Annotated in this window: 17 protein-coding genes and 1 riboswitch; of the genes, 16 read left to right on the top strand and 1 reads right to left on the bottom strand. The window is 40.2% G+C overall.

Translation table 11 applies throughout. The features are described from left to right. Positions 1-84 precede the first annotated feature (84 nt). The 9 genes from NST12_RS12040 to NST12_RS12000 all read left to right on the top strand — a co-directional run bounded on the left by NST12_RS12040 (position 85) and on the right by NST12_RS12000 (position 9,628). The gene (locus NST12_RS12040) at positions 85-1,779 is read left to right on the top strand and encodes a long-chain-fatty-acid--CoA ligase (protein ID WP_048623797.1); all 1,695 of its coding nucleotides are present in this window, start codon (positions 85-87) and stop codon (positions 1,777-1,779) included. A gap of 117 nt (positions 1,780-1,896) precedes the next feature. Continuing rightward, positions 1,897-2,484 carry a TetR/AcrR family transcriptional regulator gene (locus NST12_RS12035; RefSeq protein WP_327824251.1) on the top strand — a complete coding sequence of 196 codons (588 nt, stop codon included), beginning with the start codon at positions 1,897-1,899 and terminating at the stop codon, positions 2,482-2,484. Between the two features lie 30 nt (positions 2,485-2,514). Further along, entirely contained in the window at positions 2,515-3,288 is a 774-nt protein-coding gene (locus NST12_RS12030; RefSeq protein ID WP_327796865.1) for an enoyl-CoA hydratase, read from the top strand. Between the two features lie 68 nt (positions 3,289-3,356). Further along, positions 3,357-4,130, top strand: coding sequence for an electron transfer flavoprotein subunit beta/FixA family protein (locus NST12_RS12025; RefSeq protein ID WP_048623795.1), 774 nt, complete (start codon positions 3,357-3,359; stop codon positions 4,128-4,130). Positions 4,131-4,162: 32 nt separating this feature from the next. Then, complete coding sequence (locus NST12_RS12020; RefSeq protein WP_048623794.1) at positions 4,163-5,143, top strand: electron transfer flavoprotein subunit alpha/FixB family protein; 981 nt, start codon at positions 4,163-4,165, stop codon at positions 5,141-5,143. 213 nt (positions 5,144-5,356) lie between these two features. Further along, positions 5,357-5,671, top strand: a complete 315-nt coding sequence (gene trxA / locus NST12_RS12015) for a thioredoxin (RefSeq protein WP_003355576.1) — start codon at positions 5,357-5,359, stop codon at positions 5,669-5,671. 297 nt (positions 5,672-5,968) lie between these two features. After that, on the top strand, positions 5,969-6,139 hold the full coding sequence (locus NST12_RS12010) for a hypothetical protein (protein WP_341101359.1): 171 nt from the start codon (positions 5,969-5,971) through the stop codon (positions 6,137-6,139). Between the two features lie 133 nt (positions 6,140-6,272). Continuing rightward, positions 6,273-8,042 (top strand): excinuclease ABC subunit UvrC, encoded by a 1,770-nt coding sequence (uvrC, locus tag NST12_RS12005; RefSeq protein WP_327805422.1) that lies wholly within the window; start codon positions 6,273-6,275, stop codon positions 8,040-8,042. Positions 8,043-8,111: 69 nt separating this feature from the next. Beyond that, a riboswitch (Lysine riboswitch) is annotated at positions 8,112-8,291 on the top strand. A 101-nt stretch (positions 8,292-8,392) separates the two neighbouring features. After that, positions 8,393-9,628, top strand: coding sequence for an aspartate kinase (locus tag NST12_RS12000; protein ID WP_270583741.1), 1,236 nt, complete (start codon positions 8,393-8,395; stop codon positions 9,626-9,628). 151 nt (positions 9,629-9,779) lie between these two features. Here the strand turns inward: NST12_RS12000 and NST12_RS11995 are convergent, their stop codons facing one another. Further along, positions 9,780-10,205 (bottom strand): YslB family protein, encoded by a 426-nt coding sequence (locus NST12_RS11995; RefSeq protein WP_003355572.1) that lies wholly within the window; start codon positions 10,203-10,205, stop codon positions 9,780-9,782. Between the two features lie 340 nt (positions 10,206-10,545). Between NST12_RS11995 and NST12_RS11990 the strand changes: the two genes are divergently transcribed. From NST12_RS11990 to NST12_RS11960, 7 genes are all read left to right on the top strand, one after another. Continuing rightward, positions 10,546-11,154, top strand: coding sequence for a succinate dehydrogenase cytochrome b558 subunit (locus tag NST12_RS11990; RefSeq protein WP_003355571.1), 609 nt, complete (start codon positions 10,546-10,548; stop codon positions 11,152-11,154). 51 nt (positions 11,155-11,205) lie between these two features. Then, positions 11,206-12,957, top strand: a complete 1,752-nt coding sequence (gene sdhA, locus NST12_RS11985; RefSeq protein ID WP_341101355.1) for a succinate dehydrogenase flavoprotein subunit — start codon at positions 11,206-11,208, stop codon at positions 12,955-12,957. Positions 12,958-12,983: 26 nt separating this feature from the next. Further along, positions 12,984-13,748 carry a succinate dehydrogenase iron-sulfur subunit gene (gene sdhB / locus NST12_RS11980; RefSeq protein WP_048624509.1) on the top strand — a complete coding sequence of 255 codons (765 nt, stop codon included), beginning with the start codon at positions 12,984-12,986 and terminating at the stop codon, positions 13,746-13,748. A gap of 534 nt (positions 13,749-14,282) precedes the next feature. Beyond that, entirely contained in the window at positions 14,283-14,507 is a 225-nt protein-coding gene (locus NST12_RS11975) for a helix-turn-helix domain-containing protein (protein ID WP_003355567.1), read from the top strand. A 2,071-nt stretch (positions 14,508-16,578) separates the two neighbouring features. Continuing rightward, entirely contained in the window at positions 16,579-17,463 is an 885-nt protein-coding gene (galU, locus tag NST12_RS11970; protein ID WP_327796868.1) for a UTP--glucose-1-phosphate uridylyltransferase GalU, read from the top strand. Positions 17,464-17,554: 91 nt separating this feature from the next. Then, the gene (locus tag NST12_RS11965; RefSeq protein WP_327797012.1) at positions 17,555-18,178 is read left to right on the top strand and encodes a sugar transferase; all 624 of its coding nucleotides are present in this window, start codon (positions 17,555-17,557) and stop codon (positions 18,176-18,178) included. 55 nt (positions 18,179-18,233) lie between these two features. Continuing rightward, positions 18,234-19,499 carry a glycosyltransferase family 4 protein gene (locus NST12_RS11960; protein WP_327796869.1) on the top strand — a complete coding sequence of 422 codons (1,266 nt, stop codon included), beginning with the start codon at positions 18,234-18,236 and terminating at the stop codon, positions 19,497-19,499. The last annotated feature ends 4 nt before the right edge of the window (positions 19,500-19,503 follow it).

The raw sequence follows: 19,503 nt of genomic DNA, 5'->3' as shown, positions 1-19,503 counted from the left end.
CTTTGATTGTAAATAGGATAAATATATTGTATAATTCGTATATAATATTTTAAATTTTCCAAAAAATATCGAAGGGGGAGTTCGATGACGGATAAACCATGGCTTAAACATTATCCGGAGGAAATTCCTGCTACACTTTCATATGAGCCTATTCCGATTCAATCCTATTTAACTCGAGCAGCCGAAGAATATGCCGAGAACACGGCCATCCAGTTTATGGGGAAGAAAATGACCTTTCTAGAAGTGTATGAATCTGCTTTAAAGTTAGCGGGATATTTGCGCAAAATTGGCGTGCAAAAAGGAGACAGAGTGGCGATCATGCTTCCTAATTGTCCCCAAAGCGTGATCGGATACTTCGGTGTACTATACGCTGGTGGCGTCGTCGTACAGACAAATCCGCTCTATATGGAAAGAGAACTGGCATACCAAATGGAGGATTCAGGTGCAAAAGTGATTTTTACGCTGGATGTTCTTTACCCTCGAGTGGCGAAGATCATGGACAAGACGGACATTGAACATGTCATTGTCACAGCTATCAAAGATTATTTACCCTTTCCTAAAAATACTATCTATTCTCAAATGCAAAAAAAACAAACAGGAATATTGGTAAAAGTGCATCATAGAGGGAATATTCATTTATTTGATGTGGTTTTGAAAAACGAAACGGCGAATGAAATCGATGAAGATTTCGATTTTGAAGAAGATCTTGCTCTTTTGCAGTACACGGGGGGAACAACGGGATTCCCAAAAGGGGTCATGCTGACTCATAAAAACCTTGTTGCAAACGCTTCCATGATTGACGCTTGGCTGTACAAGTGCCGCAAAGGGGAAGAATCGGTATTGGCGCTGCTCCCATTTTTCCATGTTTATGGAATGACGGCTGTCATGATTTTATCCGTTATGCAAGCTTATAAAATGATTATATTGCCGAAATTTAATGTCAAAACGACACTAAAGACGATTGAAAAAGAACGTCCCACTTTGTTTCCCGGTGCGCCAACGATGTACATTGGTTTGCTCAACCATCCTGATATCAGCAAATATGATCTTTCCTCCATTAAATGCTGTATTAGCGGATCGGCTCCATTGCCGTTAGAAGTCCAGAAAAAATTTGAAGAAGTGACAGGCGGAAAATTAGTGGAAGGTTACGGATTAAGCGAATCTTCTCCTGTTACCCATGCCAATTTACTGTGGGGCAGAAAGGCGGAAGGAAGCATAGGGCTCCCTTGGCCGGATACAGATGCAGCTATTTTATCGCTGGAAACCGGAGATCCGCTTCCCCCTCATGAAATTGGCGAGTTGGCTGTAAAGGGGCCGCAAGTGATGAAAGGGTACTGGAATCGTCCCGAGGAGACAGCGGCCGTTTTGCGAAACGGCTGGCTTTTGACAGGGGATATCGGTTACATGGACGAAGAAGGATTTTTTTACATCGTCGACCGCAAGAAAGATATCATTATTGCAGGAGGCTATAATATTTATCCTCGCGAGGTGGAAGAAGTTCTGTACGAACATGAAGCGGTTCAGGAAGCTGTCGTAGCCGGGGTTCCGGATCCTTACCGTGGGGAAACTGTCAAGGCCTATGTTGTACTGAAAAAAGGCGCGGTTGCAACGGAAAAAGAGTTGGATGCTTTTGTCAGAAAACGTTTGGCAGCCTACAAAGTACCACGAATTTACGAGTTTCGGGAAGAATTGCCGAAAACCGCAATGGGAAAAATATTGCGGCGTGCTCTTACAGAAGAAGAAAAAGAAAATTTAGGCAAAAACGAAAAAGAAAGCTGAATAAGAAAAAATAATGATGAACCTTTCTATTGACAGTATGGGAGAAAAAAGATAAGATTCATTTATGAATGAATGATCATTCATAAATGATGATGTGTAGTTTGAAAGGGGATTGTCTTGAGAAGAAACAAACCGAAATACCATCAAATCATTGACGCGGCCGTGATTACGATTGCCGAAAACGGTTATCATCAAACACAAGTTTCAAAGATCGCCAAGCAGGCGGGAATAGCCGACGGCACCATTTACTTGTATTTTAAAAATAAAGAAGACATTTTAATTTCATTGTTTCAAGAAAAAATGGCGAATTTCATCGAAAAAATTAAAGAAGTCATAGCAGGGAAACAAACGGCTGCAGAGAAAATATTCATGATGATAGAAAATCATTTTCGAATTCTTTCTCAAAACCCGAAATTGGCAGTAGTAACGCAGCTGGAACTAAGGCAGTCCAATCAAGAATTACGCCGACGCATCAATAATGTGTTGAAAGAATATTTAGATTTTATAGAGCAAATTCTTCGCGAAGGAGTGGAAAGCGGGGAATTTGCTCCTGATCTTGATACTCGCATAGCTCGTCAAATGCTGTTTGGGACGATCGATGAAATCGCTACAACATGGGTCATGAACAAACAAAAATATGACCTTGTGGCTCTCGCACCAACTGTAGCCAAACTGTTATTAAAGGGGTTTTTAGGAGAAAAATGATTTTCCGTTGTATAAGGGGATGGTAAAGAAATGGAATATCTTTCATGGCAACGACAAGGAAATGTGGCGGAAGTGATCTTGGATCGCCCGCCTGCAAACGCTTTAGCGAATGAGGTCATTTCAGAATTGGATTTGCTCTTGGATGAATTGGAGAACGAGCCGAATGTCCGAGTGGTTCTTATTTACGGAAAAGGGAGATTTTTTTCCGCGGGAGCGGATATTAAGGAATTTGCAACTGTCAAAGATGGCAAAAAATTTTCTTCTCTCGCTTCTCATGGGCAGCAAGTGTTTAATCGCATTGAACATTTCTCCAAACCTGTAATTGCCGCTATTCATGGAGCGGCATTGGGGGGAGGTTTGGAATTAGCCATGAGCTGCCACATTCGCCTTGTGACGGAAAATAGCAAATTAGGTTTACCGGAGCTTAGCCTTGGGTTAGTCCCTGGTTTTGCCGGCTCCCAGCGACTGCCTCGTTATGTCGGTACCGGAAAGGCAGCCGAGATGCTTTTTACAAGTGAACCGATTTCGGGAAGTGAAGCGGTTCAATGGGGGCTTGCCAACGATGTTTGCAAGGAGGAAGAACTTCTACCGCGGGCACGGGAATTAGCAGCAAAAATTGCGAAGAAGAGTCCGCTTTCACTGAAAGCGGCTATTGAACTATTAAATTATTCCAAGCAAGGCGATTTTCAAAAAGGGATGGAGAAAGAAGCTGAATGGTTCGGCAAAGTTTTTGAATCGAAAGATGGGCAAGAGGGGATAAAAGCTTTTATCGAAAAACGAGCTCCTGTTTTTAAAGGAGAGTAGACATTTTGTCCATTTAATTATCCGAACATTATTAAAAGGATGAATATTATGATACAGGAGGGAGACGAATGAACATCTTTGTGTTGTTAAAAAGAACGTTTGACACGGAAGAAAAAATCACGATTACCAATGGATCCATTGATGAAGAGGGTGCGGAATTCATCATCAATCCATATGATGAATACGCCGTTGAAGAAGCTATTCAAATCCGTGATGCTCACGGCGGAGAAGTGACTGTTGTAACCGTCGGAGGCGAAGAAAGTGAAAAACAACTGCGCACTGCTCTTGCGATGGGAGCTGACAAAGCGGTTTTAATCAATGTTGAAGACGATTTAGAAGACGGGGACCAATTTACAACGGCGAAAATTTTGGCTGAATTTTTAAAAGATAAAGAGGCGGATGTGATTTTAGCGGGGAATGTGGCGATAGACGGCGGCAGCGGGCAAGTGGGGCCGCGTGTAGCAGAACTATTAGGCATTCCATATGTGACAACGATCACTGAGATTGAAATAAAGGGGACGCAAGCAAAATTGATCCGTGATGTGGAAGGGGATTCGGAAGTCATTGAAACTTCCCTGCCGTTGCTCGTAACGGCACAGCAAGGATTAAACGAACCTCGTTATCCGTCGCTTCCCGGAATCATGAAAGCGAAGAAAAAGCCGCTTGATGAATTAGAACTGGATGATTTGGATCTTGAAGAAGAGGATGTTGAGCCAAAAACGAAAACGATTGAAGTGTTTCTGCCTCCAAAAAAAGAAACAGGAAAAATATTGGAAGGCGATTTAAGTGATCAAGTAAAAGAGCTGGTTCAATTGCTGCATACGGAAGCAAAAGTGGTGTAATGGAAAGGGAACAAGAAACAGGAGGGTCGAATATGGCACGAAAAGTGTTGGTATTAGGAGAAGTTCGTGAAGGAGCACTCAGAAACATTTCGTTTGAAGCTTTGTCTGCGGGTAAAACAATAGCGGAAGGCGGAGAAGTAGTTGGCGTGATCATAGGTGATTCGATAAAAAACTTAGGGGAACAGCTCATCCATTACGGAGCGGATCGAGTGGTTGTGGTTGAGAATGAACAATTAAAACAATATACACCAGATGGATATGCTCAAGCTTTTTTGGCAGTGGTCGAATCAGAAAAGCCAGATGGCATTGTCTTTGGTCATACGGCACTGGGGAAAGATTTGTCCCCTAAGATCGCCAGCAAACTGAATACAGGGCTGATTTCCGACGCGACAGCGGTCGAAATTGCAGGGGGAAACATCGTCTTTACTCGCCCGATATATTCGGGAAAAGCGTTTGAAAAGAAAATAGTCACGGATGGAATCGTTTTTGCTACAGTCCGCCCGAATAATATTATACCTCTTGAAAAAGATGAATCCCGGACCGGCGAAGTCACATCTGTTCAAGCCGATATTAAAGACATACGCACCGTGGTAAAAGAAGTGGTGCGGAAAGCGAGCGAAGGAGTAGATTTAACGGAAGCTAAAGTGATTGTTTCCGGGGGACGCGGCGTAAAAAGCGCAGAGGGCTTTAAAGTGCTGAAAGAACTGGCGGATGTCCTTGGCGGTGCGGTGGGAGCTTCTCGAGGAGCGTGTGATGCGGGATATTGCGACTACTCTATGCAAATTGGACAAACGGGAAAAGTGGTTACGCCTGATCTTTATATTGCTTGCGGCATATCGGGAGCCATTCAGCATTTGGCCGGGATGTCCAACTCAAAAGTGATTGTAGCCATTAATAAAGATCCGGAAGCAAATATTTTCAGCGTAGCCGACTACGGAATCGTTGGAGACTTGTTTCAAGTAGTGCCGATATTGACAGAAGAATTCAAAAAATTAAAGATAGCTTCTTCGTAATCCAATCAAAAAACGGCCATGGATTTGTCGAGGCCGTTTTTTGATTGGATGTTTGATTAAAAACGTTCGTCCGCTGCTTTTGTAATAGAGATAAAGAATAGAATTCAAGTAGATCGGGGAAAATGCAATTTGCAAACAAAAAATTAGCATTCCAATTTAAAGGATGGTATACTGTCCCTAGTACCTGAAAGGAAATAAGGAGGATTGGTAATAATGGCTATTGTTAAAGCTACTGATCAAACATTTGATTCTGAAACAAGCAGCGGTCTTGTTTTAGCTGATTTTTGGGCTCCGTGGTGCGGACCTTGTAAAATGATTGCTCCAGTTTTGGAAGAAATTGATGCAGAAATGAATGATAAATTAAAGATCGTGAAACTGGACGTGGATGAAAACCAAGAAACGGCCAGAAAATTCGGTGTTATGAGTATCCCGACTTTATTCTTGTTTAAAGATGGAGAAATAGTGGATAAAGTCATCGGATATCAACCGAAAGAAGCGTTAACTGAACTCATTAATAAACACGCTTAATGAATGTTGCCGCACTCATAATTCTCCGTCATTTCGAGGAATGCGGTAAAATCGAAGGTAAGCATCTCAATGTTATTGAGTTGAGGGCTTGCCTTTTTATTTTGGATCAGCATGATTTTGGTTTTTCATGAAATGGAAAAGACTTAACTTTTTTCAATGAAAGGAATATTAACGAGTGTCTCAACAGGACGATGACAACCGTTTTCTTGAAAATGGCTGTTTTGCTTTTTCCAAATGGAATAGGGTGACCCGTTTCATTTGGAAAGGGTAGCCTTCTTAAAATGAGAAGAATGGCGGGTGAATTGCCGAGTATGCATGCCAAAACAGCCAAAGCAAGAAAAAATCGGGTGCGTGATTGTTTTCTCCATTCGTTTGCGAGAAGTCTCCCATTTTCACGGTGAAACGAATCAATACAGAAGAAACGAAAATGGTATCAGCGATCCAATGTATGAACATGAACGTTTTTGAACATGGGAAAACATAAAATGGTTCTTGTATATAGGCAATCGTTCAGCTAAAATATACGAGTCTTTAAAGAAGCTCTCACTACAAACAGATGAAAGTGAAATTGGTTCACCAGGTGGTCCAGGAGGTGGCGATCATGAACGATATAATCAAGCATAAATTAGCTCTTCTTCCCGACCAGCCTGGCTGCTATTTAATGAAAGACCGTCATGGAACGATCATTTACGTCGGAAAAGCAAAAGTGTTGAAAAATCGGGTTCGCTCTTATTTCACCGGGTCTCATGACGGGAAAACCCAGCGGCTGGTCAACGAGATTGAAGACTTTGAATATATTGTAACTTCTTCTAACATTGAAGCGTTAATATTGGAAATGAATTTAATAAAGAAGCATGATCCGAAATATAATGTCATGCTCAAGGATGACAAAAGCTATCCTTATATAAAATTGACGGCGGAACGGCATCCTCGCCTGATTACAACAAGAAAGGTAAAAAAAGATAAAGGCAAATATTTCGGACCATATCCGAATGTGGGAGCGGCGAATGATACGAAAAAGCTGCTCGATAGGCTGTACCCTTTGCGAAAATGTTCCACTCTTCCCGATCGAGTCTGCTTATATTATCATTTAGGCCAATGTTTAGCTCCTTGTGTCAATCATGTCCCGGAAGAAACGTACAAAAAAATGACGGAGGAAATTACCCGTTTCTTAAATGGCGGCTATCAAGAGATTAAAGATGAATTGATGAAAAAGATGTCTGAAGCGGCGGAAAATCTCGAATTTGAACGAGCAAAAGAATATCGGGATCAAATTGCCCATATCGAGGCGACGATGGAAAAACAAAAAATAACAACGAACGACTTTACGGACCGTGATGTATTCGGTTATGCCGTTGACAAAGGTTGGATGTGTGTTCAAGTCTTTTTTGTCAGACAGGGGAAGCTGATCGAAAGAGATGTTTCGATGTTCCCCATTTACAATGAAGATGAGGAAGAATTTTTAACCTTTCTCGGACAATTTTATTCCAAAGCCCATCATATAAAGCCAAAAGAAATTTTGCTGCCTGAAAACGTGGACATCGAGTTGGCGGAACAACTGATCCAAGTCAAAATGATTCAGCCGAAAAAAGGGCAAAAAAAAGAATTAGTTAAGATGGCGGTAAAAAATGCGGCGATCGCTCTTCAAGAAAAATTCTCGCTTATCGAAAGAGACGAAGAAAGAACGATCAAAGCGGTTGAAAAACTAGGGGCAGCGATGGGAATATCCACCCCATTGCGAATTGAAGCATTTGATAATTCGAATATTCAAGGCACGGATCCTGTTTCCGCCATGGTTGTTTTTATCGATGGAAAACCTGAAAAGAAGGAGTATCGCAAATATAAGATTAAATCCGTTCAAGGTCCGGACGATTATGAATCGATGAGAGAAGTGGTTCGAAGACGATATACAAGGGTATTAAAGGAACAATTGCCGCTTCCCGATTTAATTTTGATCGATGGTGGAAAAGGGCAAGTCGAAGCCGCAAAAGATGTATTGGAAAATGAACTCAATTTGTCGATTCCGGTTGCAGGGCTTGCTAAAGATGAAAAACACCGCACATCAGAGTTATTATTTGGCGATCCTCTGCAGATTGTCCCATTAAAGCGGAACAGTCAAGAGTTTTATTTGCTGCAAAGAATTCAGGATGAAGTGCATCGTTTTGCCATTACCTTTCATCGGCAGCTGAGGGGAAAAACCGCTTTTCGATCCGCACTTGATGATATTGAGGGAGTCGGACCGAAAAGGAAAAAACTTCTGCTAAAACATTTCGGATCATTAAAAAGAATGAAAGAAGCAGAATTAGAAGAGTTTACGAAAATAGGTATTCCCGAAAAGATCGCCCGCAACATTAAGGAAAAGTTGAAATAGCGCGTTGTCATAAAAATCCCATTATGCTATAATGTCCTAAAATTAAATAAAATCACTTTCATACGTAAAAGTGATGATAGAGGCGCGGAGTTCAAGAGTACAAGCTTGGAGAAGAATGAGCTTCCATGAAAAGTTTGGAAAGGGGACGGCCGCCGAAGCAGTGAAAGGCTCATTCCTTTTTCTGCTGGTTCTGTGTTTAAGAAATGCAGAACTGTCAAGATGGAATCGTCTTGGAGAGCTATCTCACGCTTGATGTATTTTCTTATTACATCTTCACAGGCAATGAGATTTGGTTCTCATTGCCTGTTTGCGTTTTAGAAGTGAATCAATGAAAAGGCAGGGGATCTTTGTTGGGACTTATTGTTCAAAAATTTGGAGGAACATCTGTCGGTGATATAGACAGAATTTTCAATGTGGCCAATCGTGTAATCGAAGAAAAAAAGAGAGGAAATGATGTGGTGGTCGTCGTTTCCGCAATGGGGAAAACGACCGACCAGCTTGTCCAACTCGCTAAGGCCATCGATGATCATCCTCCCAAAAGGGAAATGGATATGTTGCTGTCGACTGGAGAACAGGTGACGATTTCGCTCTTGACAACCGCTTTGATCAAAAAAGGGTTTGAGGCCATTTCATTCACTGGATGGCAAGCCGGCATTCAGACGGAAAAACTTCACGGGAATGCGCGTATACTCAAGATTGAAACAAAAAAGCTGACTAGTTTGCTTGAAGAAGGAAAGATAGTGGTCGTAGCCGGTTTTCAAGGCGTCACAGAAGACGGTGAAATTACGACTCTCGGGCGAGGAGGATCGGATACAACGGCAGTGGCGCTGGCGGCGGCGTTGAAAGCGGAACGCTGCGACATTTATACCGATGTGACTGGCGTGTTCACCTCAGATCCAAGATATATAAAAGGGGCGAGAAAACTTTCTTCCATTTCTTATGATGAAATGTTGGAGTTAGCCAATTTAGGAGCAGGTGTTTTGCATCCGCGCGCGGTCGAATTTGCAAAAAATTACAGCATCCCGCTTGTTGTAAGATCGAGCATGGAAAGGGAAAATGGAACGATCATTGAGGAGGAAGTATCGATGGAACAGAATTTGGTGGTAAGAGGCGTAGCATTTGAAGATGACATTACGAGAATTACCGTAGAAGGCTTAAAGGATGAAATCAACAGCTTATCCTCCATTTTCGGCGTTCTGGCGGATCATGGCATCAACGTCGATATTATTATTCAAAGCCGCATCCATGATCAAACTGGCAGTGTGTCGTTCTCTATCAAAACGGATGATTTGCATGACACCATCCATGTGTTGGAACGAAATAAAGAAAAGCTTGGATTTGATTCGATTACATATGAGGAAGGATTGGCAAAAGTTTCGATTGTAGGATCCGGAATGATTTCCAACCCAGGAGTTGCCGCTGAAATGTTTGCCATTTTGGCTGAAAACCATATCTCTGTCAAAATGGTCAGCACTTCGGAGATTAAGGTGTCTACGGTCATAGATCAAAAAGATATGGAAAAAGCCGCTCAAGTCCTTCATGACGGTTTTGGGCTGGCTCAACAAAAAACAAAAGCGACGATCTGATCGTTGTCAAATGATTAAAAGACGGATGTTTTATTGCCCATCCGTCTTTTTGGCTTATGTAGAAAAAAGAAAGAAGCTGGGGAAAGCAGATTCTCGAAACCATAGTTTCTAAGAAAACTATTTTAATGCAAATAGACGAGAAAAGATGCCGTTATTCCCATTTCACGAGAAGACGGACTTTTTTGGAACGTTTATGTACCTCTTCTATCGCTTCGGCAGTCACGTTTTTCTGCGTTTGAATTTGTTCCGCTAAAAAACCTGCTTCCAACGAAAAAAATGGTTCAGAATATATGTCAAATTTTCGTAATACAATAGGACCTGATAATTCAAACAGCAACTCTTTTTTTTCTTCTTTTATCACCTGGAGCGTTCCCCAGCAAGCTTCTTCAAAAAAAGAGCAGATTTCATCTATAGATAGAAGAGGAAATTTTCTTGCAAGCTGTTTTCCTGCCCAATAGAAAATGTCCGCCGTGTCTTTGCCGAATATTTCCGGTAACAAAATATCCCGGTACAGCTCATAGGCGAACATCGAAACAGATTGCGGCTCTTGTGGAATAATGTCTTTATGATTCTCCATTTGAAATCCCTACTTTCTGTATCCATTATATACAAGACTGATGGAGATGAAAAAACTTTTTTTCATTCCACGATCGATTTTTTATAGGTGTGGAATATTTGTCTCTAAGCTGAAAAATATTTATATTCTGCTAAAATACATTCTGTTGAATTGATCGACTTTTTTTATAATTGGTCATTTTATTAATATAGAAAAATATGTAGACGTTTTCTTGACGCTTTCCAGTGATGGGGTTACAATGAACTTGTCAAATAATTGTTACAAAATGATGGCAGTTGCCAGAAAACATTTCTTTTTGTAGAAATGTTGATTGGCGGCTCATAACCAAGGGGGGTACCGTATGGCAGGAAATCGTGAATTTTTTAATCGAAGGCTTCATTCTTTACTAGGTGTAATTCCGATAGGATTATTCCTGACTGAACACTTGATTGTGAACCATTTTGCCACTAGGGGAGCGGAATCTTTTAACCGTGCGGCGAAGTTTATGGAAAGCTTGCCGTTGCTTTATTTATTGGAGATCGTGTTAATCTTTTTGCCGCTCTTATATCACGCAATTTACGGCTTATATATTGCGTTTACGGCGAAAAATAATTTGGGAAATTTCGGTTATTTCCGAAATTGGATGTTTTTCTTGCAGCGTTTAACAGGAATTTTCACGCTCATCTTTGTTGTATGGCACGTTTGGGAAACACGCGTTCAAGCAGCCATGGGGGAAGAAGTTAACTATGATATGGTAGCTAATATTCTATCAAATCCATATATGCTAGCTTTTTACATAGTAGGGGTTGTATCGGCCATTTTTCATTTTTCGAACGGCTTATGGTCTTTCTGCGTAAGTTGGGGAATCATTGTGACGCCTCGTTCTCAACGCGTTTTCACGTATGTTTCACTGTTGGTATTCGTATTGCTTTCGTATGTCGGCCTTTCTGCTTTGTTCGCTTTTGTATGAGATAGGCAGATGGATGATGTACATCATTAGGTAAAAAAGGAGTGAGTGTCCATGAGTAAAGGAAAGATCATCGTAGTTGGAGGCGGCTTAGCCGGCTTAATGGCAACAGTGAAAATAGCGGAGTTAGGAACTCCGGTGGATATATTTTCATTAGTTCCGGTAAAGCGTTCTCACTCTGTTTGTGCTCAAGGTGGCATTAACGGAGCTGTCAATACAAAAGGTGAAGGAGATTCGCCATGGATTCATTTTGATGACACGATTTACGGAGGAGACTTTTTAGCCAATCAGCCTCCTGTAAAAGCAATGTGTGAAGCGGCGCCTGGAATTATCTCGCTGTTTGACCGCATGGGCGTTATGTTTAACCGGACACCGGAAGGATTGCTTGATTTCCGCCGTTTCGGAGGAACTCAACATCATCGCACAGCATATGCCGGTGCGACAACTGGACAGCAACTTTTGTATGCTCTTGATGAACAAGTGCGCCGCTATGAAGTAGCGGGATTAGTAACGAAGTATGAGGGCTGGGAATTTCTTGGCCTTGTCTTGGATGATGAAGGAGTTTGCCGGGGCATCGTAGCACAAAACTTGACTACTATGGATATTCAAACATTCCGTGCTGATGCCGTTATTATGGCTTCCGGCGGACCGGGAATCATTTTTGGAAAATCTACAAACTCCATGATCAATACTGGTTCTGCTGCATCGATCGTCTATCAACAAGGCGCTTATTATGCTAATGGTGAATTTATTCAAATTCACCCGACCGCCATACCGGGCGATGATAAACTTCGTCTAATGAGCGAATCGGCTCGTGGTGAAGGCGGACGTGTATGGACATATAAAGATGGAAAACCGTGGTATTTCCTTGAAGAAAAATATCCGGCTTATGGAAACCTTGTTCCGCGTGATATAGCGACACGTGAAATTTTCCACGTCTGTGTTGATTTGAAACTAGGAATCAATGGGGAAAACATGGTATACCTCGATCTTTCCCACAAAGACCCGCATGAATTGGATGTAAAATTGGGCGGTATTATCGAAATCTATGAAAAATTCATGGGTGAAGATCCGCACAAAGTTCCAATGAAAGTATTCCCAGCGGTTCACTATTCAATGGGTGGACTATGGGTTGATTATGAACAACGTACAAATATTCCAGGGGTATTCGCTGCAGGTGAATGCGATTATTCACAACATGGAGCGAACCGCTTAGGAGCTAACTCATTGTTATCGGCCATTTACGGTGGAATGGTTGCCGGACCAAATGCTGTGAAATATATCAATGGCTTGGAAAAAAGCTCTGATGCTATATCTTCTACTTTATTTGATCGTTACAGAAAACGAGAAGAAGAAAAATGGAATCAAATTCTTAAGATGGACGGAACGGAAAATGCCTATGTTCTTCATAAAGAACTCGGCGAATGGATGACCGCTAACGTAACGGTTGTGCGTTACAATGATAAACTATTAAAAACCGATGAAAAAATAGTTGAATTGATGGAACGCTGGAAAAATATCAATATTAACGATACTGCTAAGTGGAGTAACCAAGGGGCCAGCTTTACACGTCAATTGAAAAATATGCTTCATCTTGCTCGAGTCATTACCATTGGTGCTTATAATCGAAATGAAAGCCGTGGAGCCCATTATAAGCCAGAATTCCCTGATCGTAATGATGAAGAATGGCTAAAAACAACAATGGCGAAATTTACTGGAGAAGACAGTGCGCCAGCTTTCCACTATGAAGATGTCGATATATCTTTGATTAAACCGCGTGTTCGTGATTACACGAAAAAACACTAAACTATGGAGAAAGAGGCGACATAATGATGAGTGAAAAGAAAACGATCCGCTTAATTATAACTCGCCAGGATAATCCGGATTCAGCCCCTTATGAAGAAGAATTTGAAATTCCTTATCGTCCGAATTTGAATGTCATTTCCTGCTTAATGGAAATTCGCCGCAATCCGGTCAATGCTAAAGGGGAAAAAACAACTCCGGTTGCTTGGGATATGAACTGTTTGGAAGAAGTGTGCGGAGCTTGTTCGATGGTGATCAATGGAAAACCGCGTCAAGCATGTGCTGCTTTGATCGACAAATTGGAACAACCTGTTCGTCTTGCGCCGATGAAAACATTTCCGGTTATTCGCGATTTGCAAATCGATCGCAGCCGTATGTTTGATTCGTTGAAAAAAGTGAAAGCTTGGATTCCAATTGATGGAACTTGGGATCTTGGACCTGGCCCACGGATGCCTGAGAAAAAACGCCAATGGGCTTATGAATTGGCAAAATGCATGACTTGTGGTGTTTGTTTAGAAGCGTGCCCAAACGTTAACAGTCATTCAAACTTTATGGGACCTGCTCCACTGTCACAAGTACGGTTATTTAACGCTCATCCAACCGGTGCTATGCACAAAGACGAACGTCTTGATGCTATCATGGGGGATGGCGGTCTTGCAAACTGCGGAAATGCGCAAAACTGTGTACAAGCATGCCCGAAAGGCATCCCGCTCACAACTTCCATTGCGGCGCTAAATAGAGAAACGACCATCCATTCCTTTAAAAAATTCTTCGGAAGCGATTATATGGTGTAATGTCTTTCCAAAAGCCTCAAAAGCCTTCAACCAAGTGTTGGAGGCTTTTTTTACAGACCTAAAGTCCAGAATAGATCATATTGCCTTAATAAGCGAGAGTTAGTCAGATTCATATGTGAATTTTATATGGTGAGATGAGAATGCCCTTTTCTTTTGATGATGAGAATTTTTTGGAAAGGATTTTATACCATATTTAATCACTTGAGCTAAAACAATACCTTGCATGGAATCCACATTTTGGAAGTGAATCACAAAAACGCAGTATGAGCATATAAGAATACAATGAAAGAAAAATGGTCAGGTGGGGGATTATATTATTTTTGTCGGACAATGATCGATCATGCTGTTCTTAAAAAAGAACGTTGATGGCAGACTGAAGCGAATGTCTTAGGAGAAAAAACTATTTTTCGCCTATTTCGCAACCCTTGCCTTTGTGAAGTCACTGATATGCTGGATTTTTCATATGATATCATGACGACGCTAGACCCATCCCTTTTGTTTTAAAGCTGGCGAAGGCAAGGAGGGTAATTATAGTTGAAGGATCGCGAATTTTCACATAAACCATTGCTGACCAAAAGAGAAAAAGAAGTTTTCGAGCTATTGGTTCAAGATAAAACAACAAAAGAAATCGCCAAAGAACTATTCATCAGCGAGAAAACTGTCCGGAACCATATTTCGAATGCCATGCAAAAATTAGGTGTCAAAGGTCGTTCTCAAGCAGTAGTCGAACTCCTACGTATGGGTGAATTAAAACTATAGCGGCGACCGGCGTGTCAATGGGCATGCCGGTTGTCTGTCTGTCCATACTTGAATACGTTAACGTACGACTATAGGTGATTTTTCGGATCATTAACAGATATGTTGATCATTGTGATTTCATCTATCTGTTTGATCTCAACGATTTTAACACTGTACAACCAACGATTATTGGATGCGCAAGTTTTTGAAGCTGTTTATTCAATAAGTTTTTGAGTTTACCATGGATGAATGATTTCAAACAAGGCCAAATGCCTTTTTATGAATCTTGAATCTGTATTAGAATTCATCAATGCCTTAATCCAACCCACCAAAGGACTTGCATTTAAGTGAGGAACAGCTGCTTTTCGTTGGTAAGGATAATATAAATGAACCTTTTATCAACATTCGTTAAAAAGATGTTGAGAGCCGGTAAACAGAATGGAGCATTCAAGTAAATCAGTTCTTTCAGATGCTGTAGCCTTTTAGAATTCATTTGCTGTGCATCTGATGGCAGCTGTTTTTTCGAAGAGGAACAATGGACTGGCTTATGTGGAATTTTTTAACACTTCCAGTCCTATCTTTTTGTTTAGGTGTGCATTTTTTTGAAGGAAAAGCCCGTCTCATAACGGAGGAATGGTTGGAAAAAAGGATAGAACGAAGGGGACAACTTGAAGAAGAAATTTGTGACGTAGATCGGAAAACACATGTTCAAATTACGTTTTCAATCGATCTGTGGTTTGAGATGGTGAATGGCAAAGTTGTAACCAGCTATCAGTCTACCCCATTCAGCTCGATCTGTTAAAAAAGAATATAAATAGAATGAAGAGATTGCTTCAAAATGGTGGGATTTCCTTTTGGGGCAATCTCTTGTTTTTGCGCGGTTACTTACTTATATAATTTGACTTATATAATTTCAATAAGATTTGGCTATGTTTTAAAATCCCCGATGTTGTGATGAATGGAAACAAATTAGTAAAAGCAGAAATAACAGGATCGTCTTTGGTATTCAGAAAACTTCTTTCTCGATCCAATTTGATCTGTGTTTATCGGATTAAAACGTAAAATGTTAATTCATTTTTATTCAAAAGCTTTTTTGTAAACAAGAGAAAAATTACGAGAAATATCATAAGAAATCGAAATCATTATATTCCTATAGAAAGTGAAAATGGGTATTTATAACTCTTATGAAAGAAACTCCTGCAAAGTAAGGCTTTTTGGTTAAATTTGAGACCTGTTGTTCATTTAAATAACCAATTTTCAACAAAATACACAAATATTTAACAATTTTTTAACAGTATTTTTTTTCCATTTTTCTGGCCAAAAAAGTAATAAAAGCATAGGTAATTAGATAGAAATTTTATCCATTCTCCATCTTTTAAGAAGCATTCAAAATATATAAACTATTTGATAATAATAAGCATGTAATCGCTAACAAAAAAACGTTGCTGTTAAAAATTAGTAGATATGTAAGCATAAGACTCTGTACTCAAGCGATGTGTATTTTTTTGTGCTATATTCTCTGTAGGTTTCCAGAATATTCCCCGATTAGTTATGATTCACCATAACATAAAAATCTTTACACTGTTTTAACAGTAGTGAAACAAAAGAAATAAAGTACATAAGAGCAAGGAGATTCATTCTCATATTCTTCGAGGTATTCGCTAAGTTCTAAATAAGATGTCCGAAAGAAAATGGCAGCAACTCTCGCCATTTCACACGATCAACGATAAGGATATGAGGATGTGGCGGAATGAAAAAGATGATCCAAAATCGCATATCTTCCAGGTAAGGTTCGTGTTGATATACATGTTTTCGTTTTGTTTAAAATCAAGGGATCTTAAATGAGCCGGATATCAACGGGAAATGGTTGAAAAAGTCAAAATCATCCCAATAAACGTTATGTTGTTGCTTGTCATGCGTAGAAAAAACGGTGATGTCGCCTTACCGTTATCAATGGTGGCACTCGGTCATGCTGTGGGTGTAAAAAATTTGCACCTTAGACGCTGGTCGTCGATGGTGTGACGTGAGGACGGGTTAGATGCCCATTAATATACAAACAACTACATAACATAATAAGAGAGAGGGATGGAATATGAAAAAAGTCAGAAAAGCGATTATACCTGCTGCGGGGCTTGGAACAAGATTTTTGCCTGCAACAAAAGCCATGCCTAAAGAAATGCTTCCCATCGTGGACAAGCCTACGATTCAATACATTGTGGAAGAAGCAATTGAATCAGGGATTGAAGACATTATTATTGTGACTGGTAAAGGAAAGCGCGCCATTGAAGATCATTTTGATTCTGCTCCGGATCTTGAACAAAATTTAATGGAAAAAGAAAAGTATGAATTATTGGAAAAGGTTCGGCAAGTATCAAACATGGTGGACATCCATTATATTCGTCAAAAAAATCCAAAAGGATTGGGACATGCTGTTTGGTGCGCACGTAATTTTATTGGCAATGAGCCTTTTGCCGTCCTGCTCGGAGATGACATCGTTCAAGCAGAAAAGCCGTGTCTGCGACAGTTAATGGATGAATATGAAAGAACATTAGCTTCTATCATAGGTGTACAGACGGTTTCTGATGAGCAAACGCAGCGTTACGGAATCATTGATCCTCTTTCGCGTGATGGACGCCGCTATCAGGTAAAAAGATTCGTCGAAAAGCCCAAACTTGGCACTGCCCCTTCCAATTTAGCCATTATGGGCCGTTATATTTTAACGCCTGAAATTTTTATGTTTTTGGAAAAACAAGAGGCTGGCGCCGGTGGTGAAATTCAACTAACAGATGCCATTCAAAAGTTAAATGAAATACAACGAGTATTTGCCTATGATTTTGATGGAAAACGTTATGATGTAGGAGAAAAGCTTGGATTTATTCAAACTACAATTGAATTTGCACTAAACAGACCGGATTTAAAACCTCAGCTTCTAAGCTATTTAGAAGAATTATTACAAGAGCATACCGTTGCTCAATAAAGTAAGGGGGGCTGTTTAGGTGGAAGCAGCAAAAATCGTAAAATTTGATGTAGCCTATCCAACAGAGAACAGTGAAAGCAAACTAGTCATTATGCCGAAACAAAAGAAAAGAGTTTATTCTTTCACAAAGCGTTTGGTGGATATTGTGGGGGCTTCCGTTGGCATTATTCTATTATCCTGGGTATTTCTCATCATCGCCATTGCCATCAAAATAGAGGATCCGAAAGGACCGGTGTTCTTTAAGCAAAAGCGAATCGGAAAAAACGGCAAAGAATTTTATATGTTGAAATTTCGTTCAATGGTGGTAGACGCAGAACAAAGATTAAAAGATTTGCTGAAACAAAATGAAGTGCAAGGCGCTATGTTTAAAATGAAAAACGATCCGCGGATTACGAAAGTAGGAAAATTTATCCGCAAAACGAGTCTTGATGAACTGCCTCAGCTACTTAATGTTCTTGTTGGAGATATGAGTCTGGTCGGACCAAGACCTCCATTGCAAAGAGAAGTAGATGAATATACAACCCATGATAGACACAGACTGCTTGTCAAACCGGGATGCACAGGTTTATGGCAAGTAAGCGGAAGAAGCAACTTGTCTTTTTCCGAAATGGTTGAACTTGATTTGTATTATATTAAAAAGAGATGTCTGCTAATGGACTTCAAGATTATGCTTAGAACAGTGGTAGTCATGTTAACTGCGAAAGGTGCTTATTAATTGATGATCTTACGATGACAGAAAAAGCAAAGTCTACAATGAAAAAGGTGAAAGTGTGAAAAAGATCTTATTTTTAACTAATAAGTTGCCTTTTCCGAAAACAGATGGCAGAAAAAACATCTTAATGCAGTACATCGAAGCCATCAAAGAAATCGATCCAGACATATCGATTTTGAACGCTTCTTTTATAGATGATGAAAAATATCTTTCTTCTATACCAAAAGAGATTGATAAGGTCTTGCCGTTAGAAAGACCTGGCATCATAGAAAAAGCAAAAAACGTGTTGCTCCATTCACTTTTATTGCGGAAATGGCCTCTACAAGTATCGGTTTTTTACAGCAAGAGCACGCACCAACAACTATTGGATTTTATAACAACAGAAAATCCGGACTTTATTATTTATGATATGGTGCGAGTGGCAGAATATTTACCTGTTCATAAACGGGTGCATTTAGTGTTGAATTACGATGATTTGCTATCTTTACGTTATAAAAGGCAGCAAAGCTATATTGAGTATATTCCTTCAATTTTTGGCGGGTTCACTGAAAAATTGCCAAAGTCAGCAAGGAAAATTTTCAATACAAAAAAATTGCAAAAAACGATTTTAAATTTTGAAAGCAAACTGCTGCAAAAATACGAAAATAAAGTGGCGAAAAAGTTTCATCATCTTGTTTTCACATCGCCAAAAGAAGCGGCAGAGTTTGCTCAAGAAATTAATCACAGTTCTTGCACAGGAATACCGATGTCATTTGAAGTGAAAAATGACATCACGAGAAAAAACAACTACAATCCACATAAATTATTGTTTGTAGGAAAGATGGATATCGCCCATAATGTAGCAGCCGTGCTGTATTTTTGTGAAAACATTTGGCCAATAGTGAAACAGAAAAAACCAGAACTGGAATTCTGGATAGCTGGAAAAGATCCAGCCAAAGAAGTACTTCAACTGCAAGACCGCTTTGATGGCGTCAAAGTGCTAGGTCCTGTAGATGATATTAAGAAAGAGATCGTCACTTCGGCGGTATTTGTCGCACCCTTGGTATTCGGGACAGGGATTAAGACAAAAGTAATCGAAGCGTTATCTCTAGGTGTACCCGTTGTTTCTACAAGCATCGGCGCTGAAGGCATTAAATATACAAACGGCATTAACATGTACGTAGCGGACGATATCCATCAGTTTGCCGATTACATTATCGAATTGGTTAATCATCCGGAACGAAACAGACAACTTGCAAGAAACGGCAAGAAAATGGTTCAGGAAGATTATTCAAAAGACAACATGAAACAAAAATGGCAAAGAATTTTAGCTAACGTTCATTAATGGT

This window comes from Bacillus sp. FSL W8-1127 (assembly GCF_038006725.1).
In the GTDB taxonomy this organism is placed as follows: Bacteria; Bacillota; Bacilli; order Bacillales; family DSM-4216; genus Bacillus_O; species Bacillus_O smithii.
This window is presented reverse-complemented; position numbering and strand designations above follow the sequence as displayed.

Excerpts from the sequence above, each read along its gene's own strand:
- NST12_RS12040 (WP_048623797.1), top strand. The coding sequence starts at position 85 with ATGACGGATAAACCATGGCTTAAACATTATCCGGAGGAAATTCCTGCT.
- NST12_RS12030 (WP_327796865.1), top strand. The coding sequence starts at position 2,515 with ATGGAATATCTTTCATGGCAACGACAAGGAAATGTGGCGGAAGTGATC.
- NST12_RS12025 (WP_048623795.1), top strand. The coding sequence starts at position 3,357 with ATGAACATCTTTGTGTTGTTAAAAAGAACGTTTGACACGGAAGAAAAA.
- NST12_RS12020 (WP_048623794.1), top strand. The coding sequence starts at position 4,163 with ATGGCACGAAAAGTGTTGGTATTAGGAGAAGTTCGTGAAGGAGCACTC.
- trxA (WP_003355576.1), top strand. The coding sequence starts at position 5,357 with ATGGCTATTGTTAAAGCTACTGATCAAACATTTGATTCTGAAACAAGC.
- uvrC (WP_327805422.1), top strand. The coding sequence starts at position 6,273 with ATGAACGATATAATCAAGCATAAATTAGCTCTTCTTCCCGACCAGCCT.
- NST12_RS11995 (WP_003355572.1), bottom strand. The coding sequence starts at position 10,205 with ATGGAGAATCATAAAGACATTATTCCACAAGAGCCGCAATCTGTTTCG.
- NST12_RS11990 (WP_003355571.1), top strand. The coding sequence starts at position 10,546 with ATGGCAGGAAATCGTGAATTTTTTAATCGAAGGCTTCATTCTTTACTA.
- sdhA (WP_341101355.1), top strand. The coding sequence starts at position 11,206 with ATGAGTAAAGGAAAGATCATCGTAGTTGGAGGCGGCTTAGCCGGCTTA.
- sdhB (WP_048624509.1), top strand. The coding sequence starts at position 12,984 with ATGAGTGAAAAGAAAACGATCCGCTTAATTATAACTCGCCAGGATAAT.
- galU (WP_327796868.1), top strand. The coding sequence starts at position 16,579 with ATGAAAAAAGTCAGAAAAGCGATTATACCTGCTGCGGGGCTTGGAACA.
- NST12_RS11965 (WP_327797012.1), top strand. The coding sequence starts at position 17,555 with ATGCCGAAACAAAAGAAAAGAGTTTATTCTTTCACAAAGCGTTTGGTG.